The organism is Paraglaciecola sp. (assembly GCF_039943935.1).
In the GTDB taxonomy this organism is placed as follows: Bacteria; Pseudomonadota; Gammaproteobacteria; order Enterobacterales; family Alteromonadaceae; genus Paraglaciecola.
Genome location: NZ_JBDUZQ010000013.1, coordinates 175,225 through 197,159 on the forward strand (window position 1 = coordinate 175,225; position 21,935 = coordinate 197,159).

A 21,935-nucleotide genomic window follows, 5' to 3' on the forward strand; every position below is an offset into this window, starting at 1 on the left:
CCTAATTTATTCTTCAGATATATAGCTGCATTAACAAGTGAAAAGGAACACGTTTTGATAATTAGTATTTTAAAAAACTTGAAGTTTAAAAGGTCTTCTGTTGCCCCTATTAATAAGGGCGCTCACAACGGGCCTACCGTTTCATTTAGGTTAAATATTTTAAACATACTGGTTATAGTCTCAGGATTGTTGAGCATTGTGGGTGCATATGAAATTCAGCTTGGAGGAAAAATGCATGAGCTCAATTATCTTCACCAAAAATATATAACAAAAGCGATTAAATCAGTTGAGGGGTTTAAAGCAAACTCATTGCCTGTTAGTGATGTTGAAGAAGATATTTTACATATTCAAGAACAACCCATTAGGTGTATTAGGCTTGTTACTGGAGTTGAGCTATTTATTATGAAAGTGTTAGGTACACATTCTGCAATTGATGTTTGTAAAAATGACATAAGAGTGACCAATGACTTACTACAGAGAATACAAGCTTTCAAAGATAATGAGTTAGATAAAGCATCATTACTTAAATTTTTAAATGAAGGTATTGCAGATTTAGAGCAACACGGTACGTTATTCGAACCGTTGATAAGAAAAACTGTTCAAATAACATTTCTTATCGTTATCTCGCTTTTGATTACACAAGCGTTTGTTGTTCCTATAATTGGTATTGTGTTATCTCGAAGTGTCGCAAATGATTATATCTTGCTTCTAAAAACAAAGTTAAATTTAGAACAAGAAAAAAAGCGCAGTGCACTTATTCAGTCACAAAAAATGACATCACTTAATACGTTGGTTGCTGGGGTTGCACATGAAGTTAATACACCAGTGGGGGTCAGTATTTCAGCTACATCACTTTCTGTTTCTTTGGTTGATAAAGTTCAAAGAGCCTTTGAGCGCGAAGAATTAACAGAAGATGAGCTAAGGGACTTTTTTACACAAACTAAGAAGATAAATGATATCGTTAGTGGAAACCTTCTTCGAACGTCAACGTTGATTGAGAGCTTTAAACAGGTTTCAGTGGACCAGACTATGGATGATACGCAAACTGTTTTTCTAATACATTATATTGAAAAAGTATTGCTTACTTTAACTCCTTTAACAAAGAGCTCTGATATTAAAATTGAATTGATAGGTAGTAATGACATTAAAGCAGATATTCATGGAGGAGCATTAAGTCAAATCATTACTAACCTTGTCACTAATACAGTTAAGCATGCATTTAAAAATAGCAGAAACAATACTATTTTTATTTCATTGTCTAAAAGTAATGGAAGTGAAATACACTTAAGATTTGAAGACAATGGTTGTGGAATTCCTAAAAATGAACAAACTTATATTTTTGATCCATTTTTTACAACTAAAAGAGGAGCTGGAGGAACGGGGTTAGGGCTTCATATTGTATATAACCTCGTTGTTGAAAAACTTAAGGGTCGTATTCTGTGTTCAAGCACATTGGATGAAGGAGCTACATTCGATATTTATTTCCCTACGTCGTTAAGTAACAGCTGTTAAATCATAATTTATGTAAGCTTGTATTTAAGAATAAATGAAATTGAATTTTATACACATCTCATTTGATGTTTAAGTATAGATAAATGGTTTCAAAGGAGTTGTCAGGTTGGCCAAAAAATTATTGAAATTTGCAAAAACAAGTGAAAACCAGTCAAGAGCCGTCAACAAGGCACCAATTGAAGTTAATAGTAAGCCTTGGAATATATTAGTCGTTGATGATGACCAAAGTGTACATGATGTTACTGATTTGATTTTATCTAAATATACTTTTGATGGTAGGCCACTGAAATTAACTTATGCATACTCTGCCACTGAAGCTCGAGGTATTTTAGAAAAGCCCAATGATTTTTCAGTACTGTTACTTGATGTCGTTATGGAAACCGAACATGCCGGATTAGAGCTCGTTTCTTATATTCGTAATGTCCTGAAAAATCAATTTATTCGTATTATTCTGCGTACAGGCCAGCCAGGCCAAGCTCCTGAGTTAAGTGTTATTGTTGATTATGATATTAATGATTACCGAACAAAAACAGAATTAACGGCTGAAAAAATGTGTTCATGTGTTACTTCAGCACTTCGTGGTTACAAAGACATAAATACTATTAGAGAGCTGGCTTTATCTCGTGAACAGTTAAACCTACAGCTTAGAATTGAGATAGAGGAACGGTTTGCAGTAGAGAAGTTACTGGCCTCAACAAATGATAAGTTAGATTCTATCATTAATAACTCTACGTCATTAATCTCACTAAAACATGTGGATGGTTATTATGATTTAGTTAACGATACCTTCTTAAATGATTTAGAGGTGATGAATAACAATGTAATCGGAAAAACGGATTATGATATTTTTTCTGCGGCCATTGCTGATTCCATTCGTGCAAACGATAAAAAAGTCTTGGAAACTGGCGAGGCGATTCAATGCGAGGAATTTTTACCTTCAAAAGAGGGAGTGCACTGTTACCTTAGTGTTAAGTTTCCTTTGTTTGATAATGATGGAAATATTCATCTTATTTGTAGCATTTCTACAGATATCAACGAGAGAATGGAGGCTCAGAAAAAAATATTATACCTTGCTCAGTATGACGCGCTTACAAAGATCCCTAATCGTTCACTATTTATCGATAAATTAACTAGAGCCGTGTCTATATGTGAACGAAGTGAGCGATATTTGGCAGTCATGTTCATAGACTTAGATAGATTTAAACAAATAAATGATAGTTTAGGGCATGATTTTGGTGATGAGTTGCTAGTTAAAGTTGCTGGGCGTCTTACTTCAATTGTCAGAGATGGAGATTTGGTTTGCAGGTTAGGTGGTGATGAGTTTGCAGTGCTCTTAACGGAAGTCGCAACAGAGCAGGATATCGTTGAGATGGCAGACAAAATAATGAAGACTTTGACTAGGTCATACCTGATTCAAAGTAAAGAATTGATGGTCACTGCGAGCATGGGTATTAGTCGGTGCCCTATTGATAGTTTTGATGTTAAAACATTACTCAAAAAAGCAGATGTAGCGATGTACAAAGCTAAAAAAATTGGACGTAATGCTTATCGATTTTATCTACAAGAAGATGATTCAAAAGCGAATGAGCTTTTGTCGCTAGAGGTCGATATGCGTAAGATGTTGGCCGAAGAAAAGTCTCAATTTTTTTTGTTATATCAACCAAAGGTTTGCATAAATACAGGTAAGTATTTGAGTGTGGAAGCGCTTCTTCGCTGGAATCACCCTGAAAAAGGTATTATACCTCCTTTTCAATTCATCCCATTATTAGAAGAAACGGGCCTAATTATAAAGGTCGGGGAGTGGGTTTTAAAAGAAGCATGCTTTTTTGCCAAAAGAATGGCGGATGCTGGTAATGAAATAAAGGTAGCGGTGAATCTTTCTTCTCGACAGTTAAAACGTAAAGAAATGCTGGATACCATAAAAGTGATTCTTACAGAAACAGAGTGTGCCCCCCACCAATTAGAGCTAGAGGTAACCGAAAGCTCATTTATTGAAGATATCGAAGGTGCTAAATTATTATTAGAAAAAATTTCTGCACTGGGAATAAGCTTAGCAATTGATGATTTTGGTACAGGTTATTCTTCAATAAATTACCTTAAAATGCTTCCTTTTAATACGTTAAAGATAGACCGCTCGTTTATATCTGAAGCGCCTTCAATTAAACAGGATTTAGCAATAGTTACCACCATTACACAGCTAGCGACAAATTTAAATATGAAAATTGTTGCTGAAGGTGTTGAGACTGCTGAACAGTTTACAATGATAAAGAATTTATTAAGTGATTCAAAGGATCATTTAATTCAAGGGTACCTTTTTTCTAAACCAGTTGAAGAAGAGGCATTGTTAAAAGTATCTGCAAATATTTTAGAAATTTGGCGCACTATAAATCATGATAACGTCAGCTTGGAACACTAGATATTGGGAGTGTTAATTTAACTAATACGGTTAAGGTGGAGTGGGGTTTTTATCTAGTTCTAATCTGACTTTAGAGTAATGTATTTTTCCCTGAATAAATACAAAGTAAGCCAGTTGCACCTGATGAAAAAATTTTGAATCACTTGTTTGAGATACCAATATGGAAAATAAACTTAATGGCATAAATCTATCAAAGTGGGGATCTGAAAGGGGTTACATTGTCAGGCAAGCTTTTTTATTGCTTCGTCTATATTAGCTATGGCGTGTTTAATGGTAAAACTCTACCATTTCGTTTAATGAGTCTTTACTCAAATATAGGCTCTCGTCTGTTAACATTTATCACCTCTATAATAGTAGCCTAATCAATACCATTTATATTATTTCTAATAAAACCATTATTACTGACCAAAGCGACTACGGTAATAATGAGCTTTATACATAAATACTCACGAGTAATATCATCATTTTGGGTATCTACCTAGACTCATGCTTTGAATAAAACAGCGATGCATCGCTAATGTAAGTTTTAGAGTAATTGAAAATAATTAGATTTTACAGAGAAGTAGAAATAAAAAAGCCCAAAGTAATATGACTACTCTGGGCTTAAATGTGGTGGACGCTACTGGGCTTGAACCAGTGACCCTCGCCTTGTAAGGGCGATGCTCTCCCAACTGAGCTAAGCGTCCGATGTATTAACACTTAATGGCTGTTGCCTCTAAGTGGAGCGCTATTATAGGTGTGGACTTTTAACTGTCAACACTAAAATGAAATTTATTGTTCGGATGCGTAAAAAGTGTTCGTTTTTGATGATAAATAAGCAGTTTGATGAAAAAGCGGTCGTATTTTATTTGTTAATATTAGATTTTGGGAATGGGGCTTGATAAATGCTCTAAACAATATGTAAATTCAAAGCTTTGGCTGATAAAATACAAACAATTTTTTCAATAGGTTTTTTCAATGACAGTGGTAACACGATTTGCTCCTAGCCCCACAGGCTATTTACACGTTGGTGGCGCACGAACTGCGCTTTATTCTTGGCTATACGCAAAAAGTAAAGGTGGAAAGTTTGTACTTCGTATTGAAGATACAGATATCGAACGTTCAACCCAAGCTGCAATAGATGCCATTTTAGAAGGTATGCAGTGGTTAGGTTTAGATTGGGATGATGGTCCTTTTTATCAAACAGAACGGTTTGACCGTTATAATGAGTTAATTGATCTATTGTTAGCTGATGGAAAAGCTTATAAGTGCTTTATGCCTGCTGAAGAGTTAGATGCGATTCGCGAGCAGCAAATGGCTAACGGTGAAAAACCCCGTTACCCTGGCACGTGGAGAGATCGTACCGATCACCCTGTTGATCAGCCCTATGCTATACGCTTTAAAACACCTCAAGAGGGAAGTGTGGTTATCAAGGATCATATTAGAGGTGATATCGAAATAGCTAATAGTGAATTAGATGACTTGATAATACGCCGTACCGATGGCGCTCCAACTTATAACTTTTGTGTAGTTGTTGATGATTGGGATATGGGGATTAGTCATGTAGTACGAGGTGAAGACCACATTAATAATACCCCTAGGCAAATTAATATATTGTTAGCCTTAGGTGCTCCGATACCTGAATATGCTCATGTATCTATGATTTTAGGTGATGACGGTAAGAAATTATCAAAGCGTACCAATGCGGTAGGTGTAATGGAATTTAGAGATGATGGTTATTTACCAGAAGCTTTATTAAATTACCTAGTGCGTTTGGGGTGGTCTCATGGCGATCAAGAAGTTTTCACAAAAGAAGAAATGATAAAGCTTTTCTCTTTGGATGCTATTGGTCAGTCTGCTTCAGCATTTAACACAGATAAATTAATTTGGTTAAACCAGCATTACATTAAAACTTTGCCTGCTGCTGACGTAGCTGAACACGCAAAATGGCACTTTGAGCAACAAAATATCGATTTGAGTCAAGGTCCTGCTTTAGAAAAGGTAATTGAAATTCAAGCCGATAGAGTTAAAACTCTGAAAGAGCTGGCTGAGATAAGTGCTTATTTTTATCAAGAATACGAATCTTTTGATGCAAAAGCGGCTAAAAAACATTTGCGACCTGTGGCTAAAGAAGCATTAGTACTTGTCCAGGCTAAATTAGCAGCGTTAACTGAATGGAATACTGAATCTATTCATAATGCTATTAATGAAACAGCTGAAGAGTTGCAAGTAGGAATGGGAAAAGTGGGAATGCCGTTAAGGGTTGCTGCCACCGGTTCAGGAAATTCTCCGTCTTTAGATTTAACTTTAAACCTGTTAAAACCAGCTCAAATTGAACAACGTATAACCAAAGCGCTGGAATATATAGCAAACAGAGAAAATTCTTAAAAAAAGCGTTGACATGAAAAGAGCAGATGCCTAGAATGCGCCCCGCTGTCACGGAATGACACCTACTTATTAAGAAAGGCGAAAGCTGAAAAATAAGTTAGGGGCCATAGCTCAGCTGGGAGAGCGCTTGCATGGCATGCAAGAGGTCGGCGGTTCGATCCCGCCTGGCTCCACCAACATCAAGGAGTTGTTTACTACCACCTAGGCCAGTAAACAGAATGATAGACAAAAATTTAGTGTTTTTGTAAAGCATCAAAAGTTAGGTCGCGCAACTCGCAGGCTCATCTTGCCTTACAAAAAACATCGGAAACATGTTTCCGAAAACTGTTTTTTGTCCCCATCGTCTAGAGGCCTAGGACACCGCCCTTTCACGGCGGTAACAGGGGTTCGAATCCCCTTGGGGACGCCATATTGATTAAGTTAAATGATTTAACTTAAGTTTGAAAACAAGGATTATTAACTACCACCTAGGCCAGTTAATAAATAGTTTGATAGAAGTTTCGTTTTTGTAAGATGTATTGAGATGAAGATAACTTATTTTTTATTCTTAATGGTGTCGCTCCTCTCGCAGGCTCGACTCACCTTACAGAAACTTTCGAAGCATGCTTCGAGAGCAAAGTTTCTGTCCCCATCGTCTAGAGGCCTAGGACACCGCCCTTTCACGGCGGTAACAGGGGTTCGAATCCCCTTGGGGACGCCAAATATCAAAGCCGCTTAAGGAATTAAGCGGCTTTTTTATTGCCTGAAGATAATGACAACCCAAGGGGTGAGAACCCCTATGGTTCGACAAAAATGTCTGGAACATTTTTGAACGTGCTTTGCACGGCCGCGAAGCGGTAAAATACATGGATGTATTTTATAATCCCCTTGGGGACGCCAAATATCAAAGCCGCTTAAGTAATTAAGCGGCTTTTTTATTGCCTGAAGATAATGTTATCGTATTAAGTAAAACTTTTGGAAATCAACCTATAGGGCCTGAATTCACTTTTTTACAGTTACAAAAGAAGGCAATAGTTGAGAAAAGGTAAGCCTTAATCAGAAACTATTGGGGGCATTTGGGGGGCCCTGTTATAAGTAGAATAGCTGGTAAGTCCGGCTATTTGGTGTGTTATCTTTGTACGAAATAAAACAATCCGACTTAGTCGTTAAGCCGTATTAAATGGTCTTTTATTTAAGAGTCTGATGTACCTTTAAGTTCACTTTTCTCTAGAATCGCTCCTCTACTTTTTTTAGTAGGTTGGCATTTTCAATATTCAAGATAACTTTCCGCTTTAAAATGATTTTACCTTCTACCACAGATGAGCCATCAATTGTTAAAGTGGGAGGGGTACGATTATTATTATTGTCTTCCTTATCCCACCAACTGTTGTCATTTGTAGATTCAAATATTACATCTCCCGCAATTGTTGTGTTTAGTGTGAGTGTTATGTCGCCGTTGGTGGTTTCAATATCGCCACTTACCTGCGTGTCTAGTATTACAATGTCGCCATTAACAGTGGATAGGTCGCCACTCACTTTGCTGTTTTCTAGCAACTCAATACTGCCATTCACTGTGCTGATATCACCTAGGGCGTTTAAGTTTTCTTTTACTTTAATGCTGCCATTAACTGTGGATACATCTGATACCTGAACACTCTTTCCTAACTTTATCCCACCATTGACGGTACTGACGTCATTAGCAATGACTCCATTTTGTAGCTCTATTTCACCATTTACTGAGGATAAATCACCAACTTGACGGTCTTCAGCAATATCAAAACCACCAAAAACGCTACTTTTGTCTGGCTTGTCACCATGTCCATTGACGTGGATGATGCAACTCGATGTGGAAATCAATAAAGTGCTTAAAACAGCTGCTAGAGTTAAACCGGATATGTTCATGTTATTCCTTGTTGTTTAGCGATAAATTCAATATTTACTATGTTAAGCAGTGCTTGTGCCAATAATATAAGATACTGATAGTTATAGTTTTATTCGATTGATTGAATAGTTAGACGCAAAAAAATCCTAAAAGGTTGGCGAGTTCCACAATTAATTGGTCAGACTCTAGATCTTAAAAGCCGTCGGTACAGACGGCTTTTTATTGAATACGGTTATTAAGACACTCAAGGTGTTATTTTTTTTGGCAATATTGATCACCATAATAGTTGTTTAAATAGTTACAGTGTATCACTTCTTTTTTTGCTCTAGATAAACTAAAGCTAACACCTAATTTATTGAATATATTCTTCATGGTATTTACCTGGTTGAGTTAAGACAAGACCATTGTGCTTTCTATATTATGTTCAGTATATTTAATTGTGTTGATTATATTGTTCTGAAAAATAGAACTAATCCCCGTCACATTTCTGGCTTAGCTGTTTTGTAAATATACCCTTTAGTATGCTCAGTTCATTTGTTCGTACATAATTAGGCCTAATAACGAATGAAATTGTCCTATGAGGGCCTGGTTCGTTTAGATGGATTGCCGTTAACTCTGATTCATTGTGTGTGAGTTGGTCTAAAGCCATTTGAGGCACTAGAGTCGTTCCTAACTTGCCCGCCACCATCTGAATTAAGGTATGCAAGCTTGCTGAATCAAAATCAGTGTCCTGTTTTTTATTTTGTAGACTACAAGCCGCTAGTGCATGATCTTTTAAACAGTGACCATCTTTTAACAACATTAATTTATCAATTTCTAGCTCTTCACTAGTGATCTCATTTACCTTGGAGGGGCGTTCATCCTTATGGCACACCCAGTAGAAGTCTTCTTGCCAAAAATCGAAACTCATTAGACCTTCAATTGGGTAAGGTAGTGCGAGTATTGCAGCGTCAATTTCACCTACTCTGAGCTTATCTACTAATATGTGAGATTGATCTTCTTGAATTCTAAGTTTGAAGTTTGGGTATACCTTGCGAACTTCCGGTAAGACTTTAGGTAACAAGTAGGGGCCTATGGTAGGTATAACGCCAATCGTCATAGGTCTAGAAAAAGGTTCTTTGTTACTTTGTGACAACAGTAAAAGCTCATCAAATTCTAATTTAACTTTTTTAGCTTTATCAAGTATGGGTTGGCCGTCTCCGGTCACTAATACATGTTTGTTATTGCGCTCGAACACTGAGAAGCCAAGTTGTTTTTCAAACTCATTAATAGCGGTGCTGAGTGCTGACTGGGATACGTTGCACATTTCTGCCGCTTTTTTGAAGTGAAGGGTTTTTTCAACAGCTAGTGCGTAATGTAATTGCTTAAGTGAAATCATACTTCTAATCATTTGTTTTATCGAACGTAATGTTGATTTTAACCAGTATTTTAGAATTGACTAGTTTTTTATTTAGTTTGCTACTCTAATTAGGGGCGCTTCATTATTCTATTTAAGTGAACGTAATAATCAATTTAACCAAATTTACCAATTTATAATTTCCACCTAATATACCCCCATCGAAAGCAAACATGCTTTTGGAAACTGACTAACTTATAGAGTTAACAAACTAAATAAACGAGGAAATACAAATGGCTCAAATCGGCAAAACTATACCAGAATTCACTGCTCAAGCATTCCATAACGGCGAGTTTGTTGAAGTTACATCAGAAGGCGTGAAAGGTAAGTGGTCAATCTTCTTGTTCTACCCAGCAGATTTTACATTTGTTTGTCCTACTGAATTAGAAGATATGGCTAACCAGTACGAAGAACTTCAAAAGCTAGGTGTTGAAGTATATGCAGTATCGACTGATACACATTTCTCTCATAAAGCATGGCACGACTCTTCAGATGCAATTGGAAAAATTCAATTTCCAATGATTGGTGACCAAACAGGTACTATTACACGTGGTTTTGACGTAATGATAGAAGAAGATCACATGGCGCACCGTGGTACTTTCTTAGCTGACCCTGACGGCGTTATCCAAGTTGCACACATTCATGCGGGTGGTATTGGCCGAAGTGCTAAAGACATGGTACGTAATGTTAAAGCTGCACAATATGTTCGTGAAAACGACGGTGAAGTATGTCCAGCTGCTTGGGAACAAGGTGAAGCTACGTTAACACCAAGCCTAGATTTAGTTGGTAAAATCTAAGTGTAACTAGACAATTTTTAACCCCTTTAAAAGCGAGTTGATAACGCAAGTTATTAACTCGCTTTTTTGTGCCTGTAATAATTCAAAACAGTAACTTTGACATTTCAGTTTACTATTTCAAAGTCACTCATGTATCGTAACTTTTACAACAATGTTCAGTATTTTAGAATGTTAACTTAGATTTTATTAATTTTATTAATCAAAGTGTGTTCCTTAATATACCTTCATCGAAAGCACATAAGCTTTTATCAATTAAAATCAAAGGGTAGCACTATGTTAAGTAACGATATTTTAAATGCACTAAAATCTTACACTCAAAATATGACGAATAAGGTATCACTTGTTTTACAAACGGGTGAACAAGAAAAACGTTCAGAGCTTAAAGCGTTCTTAACTCAGTTATGTTCAGTATCAGATAATTTGTCTTTAGTTGAGCGTGATGAAAATTTACGTAGCCCTATTACTTTTTACTTAGAAGTAGAGGGTAAAAACAATGGTATTCATTTTTCTGGTATTCCGAGCGGCCATGAATTTAACTCGCTTATCTTGGCGATATTACAATCCTCAGGCACAGAGCTTAAGCTTGATAAGACCTTAAGAGGCATGATTGAAAAAATTCAAGAGAAACTACACTTTGAAGTATTTATCTCTTTGAGCTGTCATAACTGTCCTGATGTTGTGCAATCTTTAAATCAGTTTGCATTGTTAAGTGACCAAGTTAGTTCTGAGATGATAGACGGCGGTTTATTCCAAGATCTAATTGAAGAGCGCAACATTCAAGGTGTGCCAAGTGTTTACTTGAACGGTGAGCTATTTGCTAATGGAAAAATAGATACCGCCCAGTTGGTTGATAAATTAATCGAACGCTTTCCTTATATAGTTAACGGAGACAGTTCTGAGCAACTACCTTTACAAGATGTAACCGTTATTGGTGCTGGCCCTGCCGGTGTGGCATCAGCAATTTATGCGGCTCGTAAAGGTTTGAACGTTACTATGATTGCAGATCGTATCGGCGGCCAAGTTAAAGATACGGTAGGTATAGAAAACTTAATATCTGTGCCTAAAACAACTGGTACAGAGCTAACGGGTAACATGCAAGCTCACATGAGCGACTATGACATCAATATTAAAGAATTTTTACGTGTTGATAAAATCCAGCATGATGTAAATAACAGTAAAGCACCCAAGACTCTGTATTTGTCCAGTGGTGAAGTGATCGAGACTAAAACCGTAATCATCGCCACCGGTGCTAAATGGAGAGAGCTAGGCATACCTGGTGAGAAAGAAAACGTAGGATCTGGTGTAGCGTATTGCCCGCACTGTGACGGACCATTCTTTAAAGGTAAAGATGTTGCCGTAGTGGGTGGTGGGAACTCGGGTATTGAAGCTGCACTTGATTTAGCAGGAATGGTAAACCACGTTACTGTATTTGAGTTTTTACCTGACCTTAAAGCAGATAAAGTATTGGTTGATAAAGCAGAAGCTCACAACAAAATTACAATTATTAAAAATGTAGCGACTAAAGAAGTGATTGCTAATGATGGGAAAGTCGTCGCTCTTGCATACGAAGACAGAGTGACTGGTGAAGTAAAAGAGCAAGCTTTATCGGGGATTTTTGTTCAAATAGGTTTAGTACCAAATAGTGGGTTTTTAGACGGTGTAGTTGATAGAACTAAACATGGTGAAATCATTATTGATGAGAAATGTCACACTACCACGCCTGGAATATTTGCTGCCGGTGATGTATCTACGGTTCCATATAAGCAGATTGTTATTGCGATGGGCGAGGGGGCTAAAGCTTCGTTGTCAGCCTTTGATTACATCATTAGAGAAAGTTAATCTAGTTGATATAATAAACACCTGAGCTTGCTCAGGTGTTTTCTATTATTAATTTCATAGTTTCTAAGTAAATATGCGCTTTAATGCGCTACCTGCTTGAATTCTTCTTCTATATCATACATCTTGCTTGCACGTTTTTTATATCAGCCAATGAGTATTCAGGCATGTTAACAAATACCCAAAAGGTCACCTATCAAGAAAGTGGTTACCTCGTTTTAGAAGATTGTTTCACTGCAACACAAATGGACACGTTAAGACAAGCTGCGTTGCAGATAGTTGATGACTTTGACCCTAATTCGACCCGTTCTGTTTTCTCAACGCAAGATCAAAGTAAAACCAGAGATGACTATTTTTTATCTTCTGGTGACAAGATCAGATGCTTTTTTGAAGAAGACGCTTTTGATGGCAACGGAGAGCTAAAACAAGCTAAATCATTGAGTATCAATAAAATTGGTCATGGGTTGCATACGCTTTCACCAGAATTTAATACTTTTAGCCATTGCGAAACCATAAAAGCGATTGCAATGGATTTAGGACAGCAGCAACCGCAAATTCATCAATCTATGTATATTTTTAAACAACCTAAGATTGGTGGTGTCATTCGTTGGCATCAAGATGCGACTTATTTTTTAACGACACCTATCTCTGTGGTTACCTTTTGGTTTGCGGTTGAAGATGCCACTATCGAAAATGGGTGTTTACAGGTTCAGTCTGGAGGTGAGCCTATCCCTCTTAAAGAGCAGTTTTTGCGTTATCCCGATGATACAACTGAATTAAAGCAATTGCATGATATGCCATGGCCTGAAGATGATTGCGCCAAACCTTTAGAAGTTAAAAAGGGGGCTTTGGTGGTATTTAATGGCGAGTTACCACATTTTAGTGCTCCAAATATATCTGATAAATCTAGGCATGCTTATACCTTACATGTTACCTGTGGAAATACTGAATACGCCAAAGAAAACTGGTTACAAGCTACTCCTAGTAGACTGTAATTTATTGTTATGGGTAAATAACTTAAGGCTATATGAGGTTACTTTTTGGGCCAAAAACTACAGGTAAATTCTGTAGAATAGGGCTTAAACAAAAAAGTGAAAGTTGAGTCAGTAGGAGGCTTAGTGTTTCAGCTAGAAAAGTTTAGTTTAAAGGGCAAAGTGTCTGAGCAAGAGTGGCAAGTCAGAGTAGACCTCGCCGCTTGCTATCGTTTGGTTGCAGATCACCGCTGGGGTGATTTGATTTATACCCACCTTTCGGCTCGTATTCCTAATACCGACCATTATCTAGTCAACGCTTTCGGGTTAACCTTTGATGAAGTGACGGCCTCAAACTTGGTTAAGGTAGACTTAAATGGCAATATATTAGATGGCTCACCATACACTATTAACCCAGCAGGTTTTACTATTCATAGTGCTATCCATGAAGTACGTCATGATGCCCAATGCGTGATCCATTTGCATACTAAAGCCACTATTGGTGTGGCCACAGTAGAAGGGGGCTTAAAACCTTGGAGCCAGTATGCGATGTTCTCGTTGGCTTCACTTAGTTATCACGGTTACGAAGGATTAGCGGTAAACGATGAAGAAAAAGCTCGGCTTCAATCTGATTTGGGCATTACTAATCATATGTTATTGCATAACCATGGAGGCCTGACTTTAGGTCCTACTGTGGGAGATGCGTTTATGCGTTTTTATGATTTACAACGAGCATGCGAAATTCAAATGGATTTATTGCAAAGTGGCCAGCCTGTTATTGATATATCTCAAGATATTGTTGATGGCATTCAACAGCAAGCTAATATTGTACACAGTGGTGAAACAGGCGGTCAAAAAGCATGGCCAGCTATGCTTAGACGAGCTTACAAGCTTGACCCTACTTTTTGTGAATAATCATATTATTTGTTATTCAAGTTACTAGAGATTTAAAACAGGACATTATAAATGAAAATTACTCGTGTTGAAATTTTCGACATACATTGCCCTAAAAGGCCACCTTGGAACCCAGTTTTTATTCGTATTCATACTGATGAAGGAGTAACTGGAGTGGGTGAGGCTGGGCTTGCTTATGACTTAGGTCATAGCGCCGCTGCCCATATGATTAAAGAAATCGCTGAAGCTATGTTAATTGGCTTTGATCCCATGAACACAGAACTACTGTGGACACGTATGTTGCGTGAAAGTTTTTGGGGGCTCGGTGGAGGCCCAGTTTTATATTCTGCTATGAGTGCAATAGATACAGCACTTTGGGATATCAAAGGTAAAGCGTTTGGAGTGCCTGTGTATCAATTACTTGGTGGTAAAACAAACGGCAAGTTAAGAACCTATGCTAGCCAACTACAGTTTGATTGGGATAAAGAGTGCACTAAGCTAACTCAACCTGAACAGTATGCTGAAGCTGCGTTAAAAGCAGTAGCCGAAGGGTATGATGCTGTAAAAGTTGACCCTATTGTTTATGATAAAGACGGTAACTCCTCTTTTGATCGCACTAAGTTATTCACTAAACCTCAAATGAGACTATTTGGTGATAGGTTAAGGGCTATCCGCAGTGCAGTAGGAGCAGATGTCGATATTATTTTTGAATCGCACTCCCTAATGGGCGCAGCTTCTGCCATTCAAATGGGAGAAGTTATCGAAGAAGTAGGCTGTATGATGTACGAAGAGCCAGTAAACTATTTGAACTCTGCAGTACATAAAAAAGTAGCCGAAAATGTTCGAGTCCCTATTGCGGGTGGTGAAAGGCTTTATCATCGCTGGGATGTGCGTCCTTATTTTGAAGATCAAAGTATTGACGTACTACAACCTGATGTAGGCTTATGTGGTGGATTTACTGAAACCAAAAAAGTCTGCGATTATGCAGATGTGTACGACATTAGAGTACAAGCCCATGTATGTGGTGGTCCTGTGGCGACAGCCGCAAGCTTACATTTAGAAACCGCAATTCCTAACTTTTTAATACATGAACACCATACCTACGCCATTAAAGAGTGGAATAGGGAGTTATGTATTCAAGATCCACAACCTGTAAATGGCTTCTTTGAGGTATCTGAGACTCCGGGAATAGGTATAGAGTTGAATGATGACTTGGTGTATCGCTCACCTAATATGGAAGTGAAGTAATAATTTAACTTATGATAGTGAGAGTCACAGAAGCGTTGCTCTCACTACTCGGTCGTTGCTTTGAGTAGGTTTTTCATTGTTAATTTAATAGGCTCTTTTCCTGTTTTGTAAGCTGAGAATTGATTGTAATCAACATCATGCCATTGTTTTTTTTGCATGAAATCTAGATGATTTTCAACATTGCGCTTTGTTATTATCTCAAAATCATAAAGGGGGTGTTCAAATCTATCAATACCGTGGTGGTGGTCGAAAGCTTTGGTTATGGCTATGGCTCCCATTAAAAAATGGCCACCCATAGACGCAGTGAGTTGACCTTGTTTAATTTTTTGCAATGCTTCTGGTAGCCAATCAAATCCACCAATGATTCCTGATTTCCCAAATTGAATTTGATGCTGTTTAAGGACTTCAAGTGCTAATTTATCACTAGCACACCAAAAGATATTTGTTTTAGGGTAACGAGTCATCATGGCTTTAAAATTGACCGCTACATTTTGATGTACCCAATAGGTAGGAAAAATTTGATTTATACGATTATCATGCTTGCTTGCTAGATTAGTTAGCGCAAATTCTCTAGATGCAGATAAATTATCTAAGTTTCCTCCAATACCTATTAATGAGGGGGTTGCATTAGCGTCGTTCAATGTAAACTCATTGAATAGAGCATCAAGTAATTGCTGACCCGCTTTATTATTGTCGTAAACGACCTCTCCAACCCAGTGTTTATATTTTTGTTTTGGCTTTCTTAACTGTAGGACTTCATCCCCATAAACTGGTTGTTCTAAAGTTATAAAAGATATTTCACTTGCCTCAATTTTATTAAAGGTTGTTATGGCGTTACCATGAAAAGGGCGAAAAATAATATAGTCGGGTTTATCTTGCCGTGAGGTTATTTCATTAATCAATTCTAATGTAGAAAAGCGGTCGATCCCTCCTGGTACAACTTCTAATTCTACTTCTAAGCTTGCCGCCGCTGCAACACTGACTTGGTGTACGGTTTCCCAAAATACATCCTGCTTTTTGACTGGCACTACCATGACGATTTTCATCGCATAGCTATATTGAGATATGAATAATATAACTAAACTTAATACTATTTTCATTTGCTTTCACATTCCGCTTAGCTGGCCTTTTATTGTGATAAATTCCTCAAAAAAGCCGAGTTCGCTTATTATTAATCGTAATTTTGGGATTATATTCAATTACTCCCCAAATGCTCCCGCAGGACCAGGGAAGACCACAGGGCTTTCAAACCCGTCTTTACTGATACTTGCTACGCCGAAGAAGTAATTATCTATTACCACATTTTCTAAGGTGTATTGGTTTACGTTCCCCACATACTTACTAAATTGCCACTGGGGAGCGTCGGTATAACGCCAGTAAATTTTGTAACCTGCTAACTGGGAGTTTTGTACTTTATCTAATGCTTGCCAACCTAGCGTTGTACTGGGTTGTACTGCGCCTCCAATTTTCACCTGGGCCGGTGGGGACGGGGCCCAAGCCATACCAGCTAAAGATACGGCATTCAAAGAGGTGAGTTTGGCTGCATAATCAAAGTCTACCCCATCAATGGTATCCCCATAGGTTACCCCGTTCGCTATTTTCAAGTCTTGGTGTTGTCTGTCATAGTGTTCGTTGGTTTCCATAATACGAACACCTGGATAACCTAAGTCATTAAAAGGGCGATGATGGCCGCCGCGCCGAAATCTATCTAAACGATATATGACCATTGTATCTAAGTTAGGAATATAGCGGTCTGCCATCAAATCTATATAACGGGCTAGATTTCGACTTGGGGAGTCAACTTCCCCCCCCTGTGTACCTTCGAGTAACTTTTTCACCTTCAGTTTCTGTGTAACGTGTACCTTCTGCAAAAATACGGGCTGTGGTGTTATCCGTTACTCCGTTAATACCTGAAATGTTGCCAATCATGTCATTATTTAATACAGCTTTTAAGCGCCAACCATCTTTTTGAACGTTTTCTGCCAGTATTTTTCCTCCAAATAAGCCTTGTTCTTCACCCGATAAGGCGGCATAAACGATACTGCCGTTAAATTCATATTGGCTAAGTACGCGGGCTGTTTCGAGGACACCGGCGACACCCGACGCATTGTCGTTAGCCCCCGGTGAGTCATCAACGAAGTTCATAACATCTGACACCCTTGAGTCAATATCACCAGACATCATCACATAGCGATTAGGATCGGTTTTACCCGTTTGAACAGCAATCACACTAACTACTTCGGTTGCATTGGGAATACGTTTTTCACCTTCTATCACTCGAGATTGAAAATATACCCTTAAACAACCACCACAGGCCTTTGAAATATCATCAAATTCTGATTTTATCCAGCGTCTGGCCGCTCCGATACCACGTGTTTCAGATTTTGTTTCAGATAAGGTGTGGCGTGTACCAAAACCTACAAGTTTACGAATATCTTGCTCTATGTTTTCTGCTGAAATTTTAGCTTGAATATCATGGAGCTTAGCTTGATCTGTAAATTGAAGCTCAGCGCTTAAAGCCTGCTGTGAAAGTAGTAAACATAAGGGGGCGCTAAGCCGCATTAAAATACATAAAATGGGTTTCATTTAGTGACTCCTAAATTTTTATAGTTTTTAATCATAGAGATGAACGGAAATAGAGAGAAAATTATTCACCTATTGATAATTTTCTAATCATTCCCCACAGTTTAAGCCGATTAATTAGACTTAGCACTTCGTCTGCAGATGCAAATAACGAGTATTAACTGGGCCATTAAAGACATTACGATAATGGCATTGTGTTGATAAACCCCCGCCACAATAAAACTCAATAATGCCACACCTCCGTTTAACAGCGCATAAGGGTATTGGGTACGAAAATGTTCAAATTGATTACAGTTTGATCCTGTTGCCGATAATATGGTGGTTTCTGATATAGGTGAGCAATGGTCTCCAAACAGCCCCCCTGAAAGCACTGCCCCCATACTGACAAACAAAGGTGCGTCTATAGCGAAAGATGTAGGAATAACCAAAGGTAACATAATGGCAAATGTTCCCCAAGACGAGCCTGTAGCAAAAGATATGACTCCGGAAAATATAAAAGCCACGGCTGGTAGTAGCCAATAAGGAAAGCCTCTCTGAGCCTGTTCAGCGATATATTGAGCGGTACCTAACTCTTTGCCTAAAGAACTAAGGGTCCATGCGAGTATTAATATAATGGAAACTTGCATCATATTACTCATACCGTTTAAGTACATGGTAATACTGCCATTTAGGCTGCGCACTTTATACCAAGCCATTAAACTCATTAATGATAAGGCCGCTAAAAAATAAGCACTACTCAATGCAGCTCTAAAAGCTGAGCCAGGTACACTCTTAAAAGGGAAACCCATTGGCACCAACATCAGAGCTAATACAATAGCCATGATCGCTAAAGGAATAAATACAAAAGAAGCTCTGGCATTGGGATGCATAAAGGGCTGTATTGTGGTGGCTTCTTCATTGTCTATTTCATTTTTTATATCAGTCGAGTGCTCCTTTGACAATGTATTAGATAAAGAGCCTGATGATTCGATGCATGCTTTTTCTGCTTTGGCCATGGCGCCAAAGTCTGCTTTTCGCCACACTAATAAAGGTACAATGACGATGGCTAAAATGGCATAAAACTGAAATGGTATAGTATGAATAAAAGCGCTCCATGCTGTTATTGTCTGTCCAGAGCTATCAAACTCTTTTTGCATTAGGCCCATAATGTAAATTCCCCAACCGATAAAAGGGACTAAAATTGCTACAGGAGAAGCCGTGGAGTCGATAATAAAAGCCAATTTTTGACGAGATATTTTTAATTTATCAAACAAAGGTCGAAACACTGGGCCTACAATCAATGGTGTGCCTAAGTCAGAGTAGAATATAAAAATCCCTCCAAACCATGCCGCCATTTGTGCACGTGCGCGGCTATTTATTTTCTTCATCATTTTTAAGGCAAATGCGGGGCCCCCACCTGACTTTTCCATCAATGCAACAAAACCACCGATGAACACCATTAGCACTATGACCCCAGCGTTGTAGCTGTCGGTAATGGTACCAACTAAATGAGTTTTGACTAATTCAGATAGTACAGTCAAGGGATTAAACCCACTTAACATGGCCACGGCAGCTATCACGCCAGTGAATAATCCGATCACAACGTTTCGGGTATACAGAGACAAAATCAGTGTTAGTACTATGGGAAAAATTGAGCTGATATCTGGTGATGTCAAAATAGGAAGTCCTTAATTTAGATAAGAAATTTGCAACAACTAACATTAATTTAAGCCCGTAAGTTTATTACAAAGTAATCACTCAAATACTATTAATTTTTGTTTTTTTAGCTGTGGGTGAGATTTGCTTTAAAATTATTGAAAGGGACTTTACTTATTTCTCCTGAAACACAGCTCACGATTTCGTCATAAGAATTTCGAGATAAAAAGTTGAGGGTTAAGTATGTTTCAATGTGATATCAAGGGTAAACCTTTTTATAAATTCAACACGGTTCGTCTTAGGTTCCTTGTACAAGACTCTCTTTCGTTGCTCCAAAGAGTGATACGCCTTTTTGTGACTATTTGTTTCAGTATTGTTGACTCTATAACTTTTTATTTTATACGGGTAATATTGTATTTATGTTATTACCCGTATAAAATTGCGTTTTATTTAAACGCATTAAGGTTGGGTAATAATGGAATACATAGCCATTTACAATAAAACAGCAGTCGCTAAGGGCTCCTTACAAGACATAATTCAGCAGGTAAAAGCGTTTGATAACAACATTGAAGCTATAGTTTTTGAAGTTGAAACTTGCTGTAGAATTGATTTTAGTTGGTATGGTGACACCCAAACAGTTTTAGGTAATGCCAGTGTTTATACGGGTAGTAAAAACAAGCGTGGTAGGCCAAAGCTAGGTGTCAAGGCTAGAGAAGTCACCTTGTTACCTAGGCATTGGGAGTGGTTAGCTGGGCAGAAGGGAGGCGCATCAGCCACCTTAAGACGCTTAGTTGAAGATGCACAAATTAACACATCTACTGAAGACATCATTTGTACTAAGCAACAACAATTAGATAAATTTATGATGGCGTTCTTAGGTGATGAAGTTGGGTTTGAAGAAGCAAGCCGAGCTTTGTACCGTAATAGTAAAGTGAGTTTTGCAAGCGCCATTGAATCTTGGCCGGCTGAAATCAAAGACTTTGTTTTAACAAAGTTTAACACTATTGCTGCATTACATAACGGGGCCGCTTCACAATGACAAAAACAGGCGAGGAAAACTCTTTTATAAACGGAGCGTTGCCTTTAGTTTTCTTTAAAACCGCTTCGCCTATTATTTTAATTATGTTGGTGAATGGCTCATTCTCTTTAGTGGATGCTTATTTTCTTGGCATCTTTGTTGGGCCTGAGGCGTTAACGGCTGTAACGTCAATGTTTCCAGCATTTATCATGATAGTTGCCCTGTCTACCTTAGTTTCTAATGGCTTTGCTAGTTTAATGGCAAGGCAGCTAGGCGCTGGTGAGCAATCTCAGTCTGTCGAAACCTTTTCTCAAGCTATAACGTTATCGTTAGTGGTTTGCAGTGTACTTATTATCATGTTCATTTTAGGAGGAAACACGCTAACGGAAGCAGTGAGTAATGGCTCTGAAACCATTGCTAGTATGAGTTATGAGTACATTGCTATTTTGGTGTTTTGCTCCCCTCTGGTATTTATCCTAGGGATAAATGGTGACAGTTTACGCTGCGAAGGCCATGTTTCTTTTATGGCTATCATTTCACTGATTTCAGTGTTGCTCAACGCTGTATTTAACTACTTGTTGATCGTCGAATTTCAATGGGGGGTAGCTGGTTCTGCTTATGGTACCGTTCTAGCCCAAGCAGCTGCCTTGGTGGTGATTTTCTTATATCGAAAATACCAACCTCATGGCATCAAGCGACAGGTGATACAGTTTTCAATGTTACGTTGCCATTGGACTACATTTTTGTCGTTAGGCGCGCCATCAAGTTTGAATTACCTAGGTCTATCTCTATCGTCAGGGGCCATCTTGTATAATTTACAAATGTGGGATGCTGCGAACTATGAAACAACGGTTGGCGCTTATGGAATTATTACCCGTTTAATGACTTTTATATTTTTACCTTTGTTAGGCTTGAGCATGGCGTTTCAAGCTATTGTGGGTAATAACTATGGCGCGAATGAATTAAGTCGAGTGAATAGCAGTATTAAAATCGCTCTGCTGGTTTCCTTGATATATTGCGTTACCTTACAATTGCTCGGGGTGGTGTTTCACGAAAAATTAGGGGCTTTGTTTGTGACTGACCATCAAGTTGTAGCCGAAGTCGCAAGAATTTTTCCGTGGACTACTTTGGGGTTGTTTCTAATGGGGCCACAAATGATGATTAGTATGTTTTTTCAGGCGATAGGTGATGCTAAACGTGCAGGCATACTAGGCATTACTAAAACCTATGCTTTTTCATTACCTTTGATTTTTGTTCTACCGCTATTTTTTGCAGAGTGGGGCATTTGGTACGCTGCTCCTGTTACTGAGGTTCTAGCACTACTATTAACCACGGGTGTATTGATCTTAAGTCATTCAAGCGTTCGTTCTTTCGGACTATTCTTTAAACATTAGTCATATT

Annotated in this window: 14 protein-coding genes, 4 tRNA genes and 1 pseudogene; 13 read left to right on the top strand and 6 right to left on the bottom strand. The window is 38.2% G+C overall.

From position 1 onward, the window contains the following. The first annotated feature begins 198 nt into the window (after window positions 1–198). Together ABJD71_RS08165 and ABJD71_RS08170 are read left to right on the top strand one after the other, a co-directional pair. Window positions 199–1,512, top strand: a complete 1,314-nt coding sequence (locus tag ABJD71_RS08165) for a HAMP domain-containing sensor histidine kinase (RefSeq protein WP_348167245.1) — start codon at window positions 199–201, stop codon at window positions 1,510–1,512. 106 nt (window positions 1,513–1,618) lie between these two features. Beyond that, entirely contained in the window at window positions 1,619–3,928 is a 2,310-nt protein-coding gene (locus tag ABJD71_RS08170) for an EAL domain-containing protein (RefSeq protein ID WP_348167248.1), read from the top strand. 610 nt (window positions 3,929–4,538) lie between these two features. Here the strand turns inward: ABJD71_RS08170 and ABJD71_RS08175 are convergent. Continuing rightward, window positions 4,539–4,614, bottom strand: a tRNA-Val gene (locus ABJD71_RS08175). 271 nt (window positions 4,615–4,885) lie between these two features. On the opposite strand from ABJD71_RS08175, the gene gltX reads away from it, so the two are divergent. The 4 genes from gltX (at window position 4,886) to ABJD71_RS08195 (ending at window position 6,995) form a co-directional block, all read left to right on the top strand. Continuing rightward, window positions 4,886–6,295 (top strand): glutamate--tRNA ligase, encoded by a 1,410-nt coding sequence (gene gltX / locus ABJD71_RS08180; protein ID WP_348167251.1) that lies wholly within the window; start codon window positions 4,886–4,888, stop codon window positions 6,293–6,295. 100 nt (window positions 6,296–6,395) lie between these two features. Beyond that, window positions 6,396–6,471, top strand: a tRNA-Ala gene (locus tag ABJD71_RS08185). A 157-nt stretch (window positions 6,472–6,628) separates the two neighbouring features. Continuing rightward, window positions 6,629–6,704: transfer RNA gene (locus ABJD71_RS08190), tRNA-Glu, on the top strand. A gap of 215 nt (window positions 6,705–6,919) precedes the next feature. Continuing rightward, window positions 6,920–6,995 (top strand) — tRNA-Glu (locus ABJD71_RS08195). 506 nt (window positions 6,996–7,501) lie between these two features. Here the strand turns inward: ABJD71_RS08195 and ABJD71_RS08200 are convergent. Then, a complete protein-coding gene (locus ABJD71_RS08200) occupies window positions 7,502–8,176 on the bottom strand; it encodes a hypothetical protein (protein ID WP_348167254.1) in 675 nt (224 codons plus the stop codon). 449 nt (window positions 8,177–8,625) lie between these two features. Further along, window positions 8,626–9,534, bottom strand: coding sequence for a hydrogen peroxide-inducible genes activator (locus tag ABJD71_RS08205; RefSeq protein ID WP_348167257.1), 909 nt, complete (start codon window positions 9,532–9,534; stop codon window positions 8,626–8,628). 251 nt (window positions 9,535–9,785) lie between these two features. Between ABJD71_RS08205 and ahpC the strand changes: the two genes are divergently transcribed. From ahpC to ABJD71_RS08230, 5 genes are all read left to right on the top strand, one after another. Further along, window positions 9,786–10,349 carry an alkyl hydroperoxide reductase subunit C gene (gene ahpC / locus ABJD71_RS08210; RefSeq protein ID WP_133468597.1) on the top strand — a complete coding sequence of 188 codons (564 nt, stop codon included), beginning with the start codon at window positions 9,786–9,788 and terminating at the stop codon, window positions 10,347–10,349. Window positions 10,350–10,622: 273 nt separating this feature from the next. Beyond that, window positions 10,623–12,188, top strand: coding sequence for an alkyl hydroperoxide reductase subunit F (gene ahpF, locus ABJD71_RS08215; protein WP_348167260.1), 1,566 nt, complete (start codon window positions 10,623–10,625; stop codon window positions 12,186–12,188). Window positions 12,189–12,352: 164 nt separating this feature from the next. Then, on the top strand, window positions 12,353–13,180 hold the full coding sequence (locus tag ABJD71_RS08220; protein ID WP_348167263.1) for a phytanoyl-CoA dioxygenase family protein: 828 nt from the start codon (window positions 12,353–12,355) through the stop codon (window positions 13,178–13,180). Between the two features lie 123 nt (window positions 13,181–13,303). Beyond that, a complete protein-coding gene (locus tag ABJD71_RS08225) occupies window positions 13,304–14,071 on the top strand; it encodes a class II aldolase/adducin family protein (protein ID WP_348167266.1) in 768 nt (255 codons plus the stop codon). 51 nt (window positions 14,072–14,122) lie between these two features. Continuing rightward, the gene (locus tag ABJD71_RS08230) at window positions 14,123–15,298 is read left to right on the top strand and encodes a mandelate racemase/muconate lactonizing enzyme family protein (protein WP_348167269.1); all 1,176 of its coding nucleotides are present in this window, start codon (window positions 14,123–14,125) and stop codon (window positions 15,296–15,298) included. Between the two features lie 44 nt (window positions 15,299–15,342). On the opposite strand, the gene ABJD71_RS08235 is transcribed toward ABJD71_RS08230, so the two are convergent. The 3 genes and pseudogenes from ABJD71_RS08235 to ABJD71_RS08245 form a co-directional block, all read right to left on the bottom strand. Continuing rightward, on the bottom strand, window positions 15,343–16,398 hold the full coding sequence (locus tag ABJD71_RS08235; RefSeq protein ID WP_348167272.1) for an ABC transporter substrate-binding protein: 1,056 nt from the start codon (window positions 16,396–16,398) through the stop codon (window positions 15,343–15,345). 99 nt (window positions 16,399–16,497) lie between these two features. Further along, a pseudogene (locus tag ABJD71_RS08240) lies at window positions 16,498–17,860 on the bottom strand (M28 family metallopeptidase). 134 nt (window positions 17,861–17,994) lie between these two features. After that, a complete protein-coding gene (locus tag ABJD71_RS08245) occupies window positions 17,995–19,536 on the bottom strand; it encodes a Na+/H+ antiporter NhaC family protein (RefSeq protein ID WP_348167275.1) in 1,542 nt (513 codons plus the stop codon). A 455-nt stretch (window positions 19,537–19,991) separates the two neighbouring features. Here ABJD71_RS08245 and ABJD71_RS08250 point away from each other — a divergent pair, with 455 nt between their 5' ends. Beyond that, window positions 19,992–20,555 carry a DUF2239 family protein gene (locus ABJD71_RS08250; RefSeq protein WP_348167278.1) on the top strand — a complete coding sequence of 188 codons (564 nt, stop codon included), beginning with the start codon at window positions 19,992–19,994 and terminating at the stop codon, window positions 20,553–20,555. Then, complete coding sequence (locus tag ABJD71_RS08255) at window positions 20,552–21,928, top strand: MATE family efflux transporter (RefSeq protein WP_348167281.1); 1,377 nt, start codon at window positions 20,552–20,554, stop codon at window positions 21,926–21,928. The genes ABJD71_RS08250 and ABJD71_RS08255 overlap by 4 nt, the downstream gene beginning before the upstream one ends. Window positions 21,929–21,935: the final 7 nt, after the last annotated feature.

Excerpts from the sequence above, each read along its gene's own strand:
- gltX (WP_348167251.1), top strand. The coding sequence starts at position 4,886 with ATGACAGTGGTAACACGATTTGCTCCTAGCCCCACAGGCTATTTACAC.
- ABJD71_RS08200 (WP_348167254.1), bottom strand. The coding sequence starts at position 8,176 with ATGAACATATCCGGTTTAACTCTAGCAGCTGTTTTAAGCACTTTATTG.
- ABJD71_RS08205 (WP_348167257.1), bottom strand. The coding sequence starts at position 9,534 with ATGATTTCACTTAAGCAATTACATTACGCACTAGCTGTTGAAAAAACC.
- ahpC (WP_133468597.1), top strand. The coding sequence starts at position 9,786 with ATGGCTCAAATCGGCAAAACTATACCAGAATTCACTGCTCAAGCATTC.
- ahpF (WP_348167260.1), top strand. The coding sequence starts at position 10,623 with ATGTTAAGTAACGATATTTTAAATGCACTAAAATCTTACACTCAAAAT.
- ABJD71_RS08220 (WP_348167263.1), top strand. The coding sequence starts at position 12,353 with ATGTTAACAAATACCCAAAAGGTCACCTATCAAGAAAGTGGTTACCTC.
- ABJD71_RS08230 (WP_348167269.1), top strand. The coding sequence starts at position 14,123 with ATGAAAATTACTCGTGTTGAAATTTTCGACATACATTGCCCTAAAAGG.
- ABJD71_RS08235 (WP_348167272.1), bottom strand. The coding sequence starts at position 16,398 with ATGAAAATAGTATTAAGTTTAGTTATATTATTCATATCTCAATATAGC.
- ABJD71_RS08250 (WP_348167278.1), top strand. The coding sequence starts at position 19,992 with ATGGAATACATAGCCATTTACAATAAAACAGCAGTCGCTAAGGGCTCC.
- ABJD71_RS08255 (WP_348167281.1), top strand. The coding sequence starts at position 20,552 with ATGACAAAAACAGGCGAGGAAAACTCTTTTATAAACGGAGCGTTGCCT.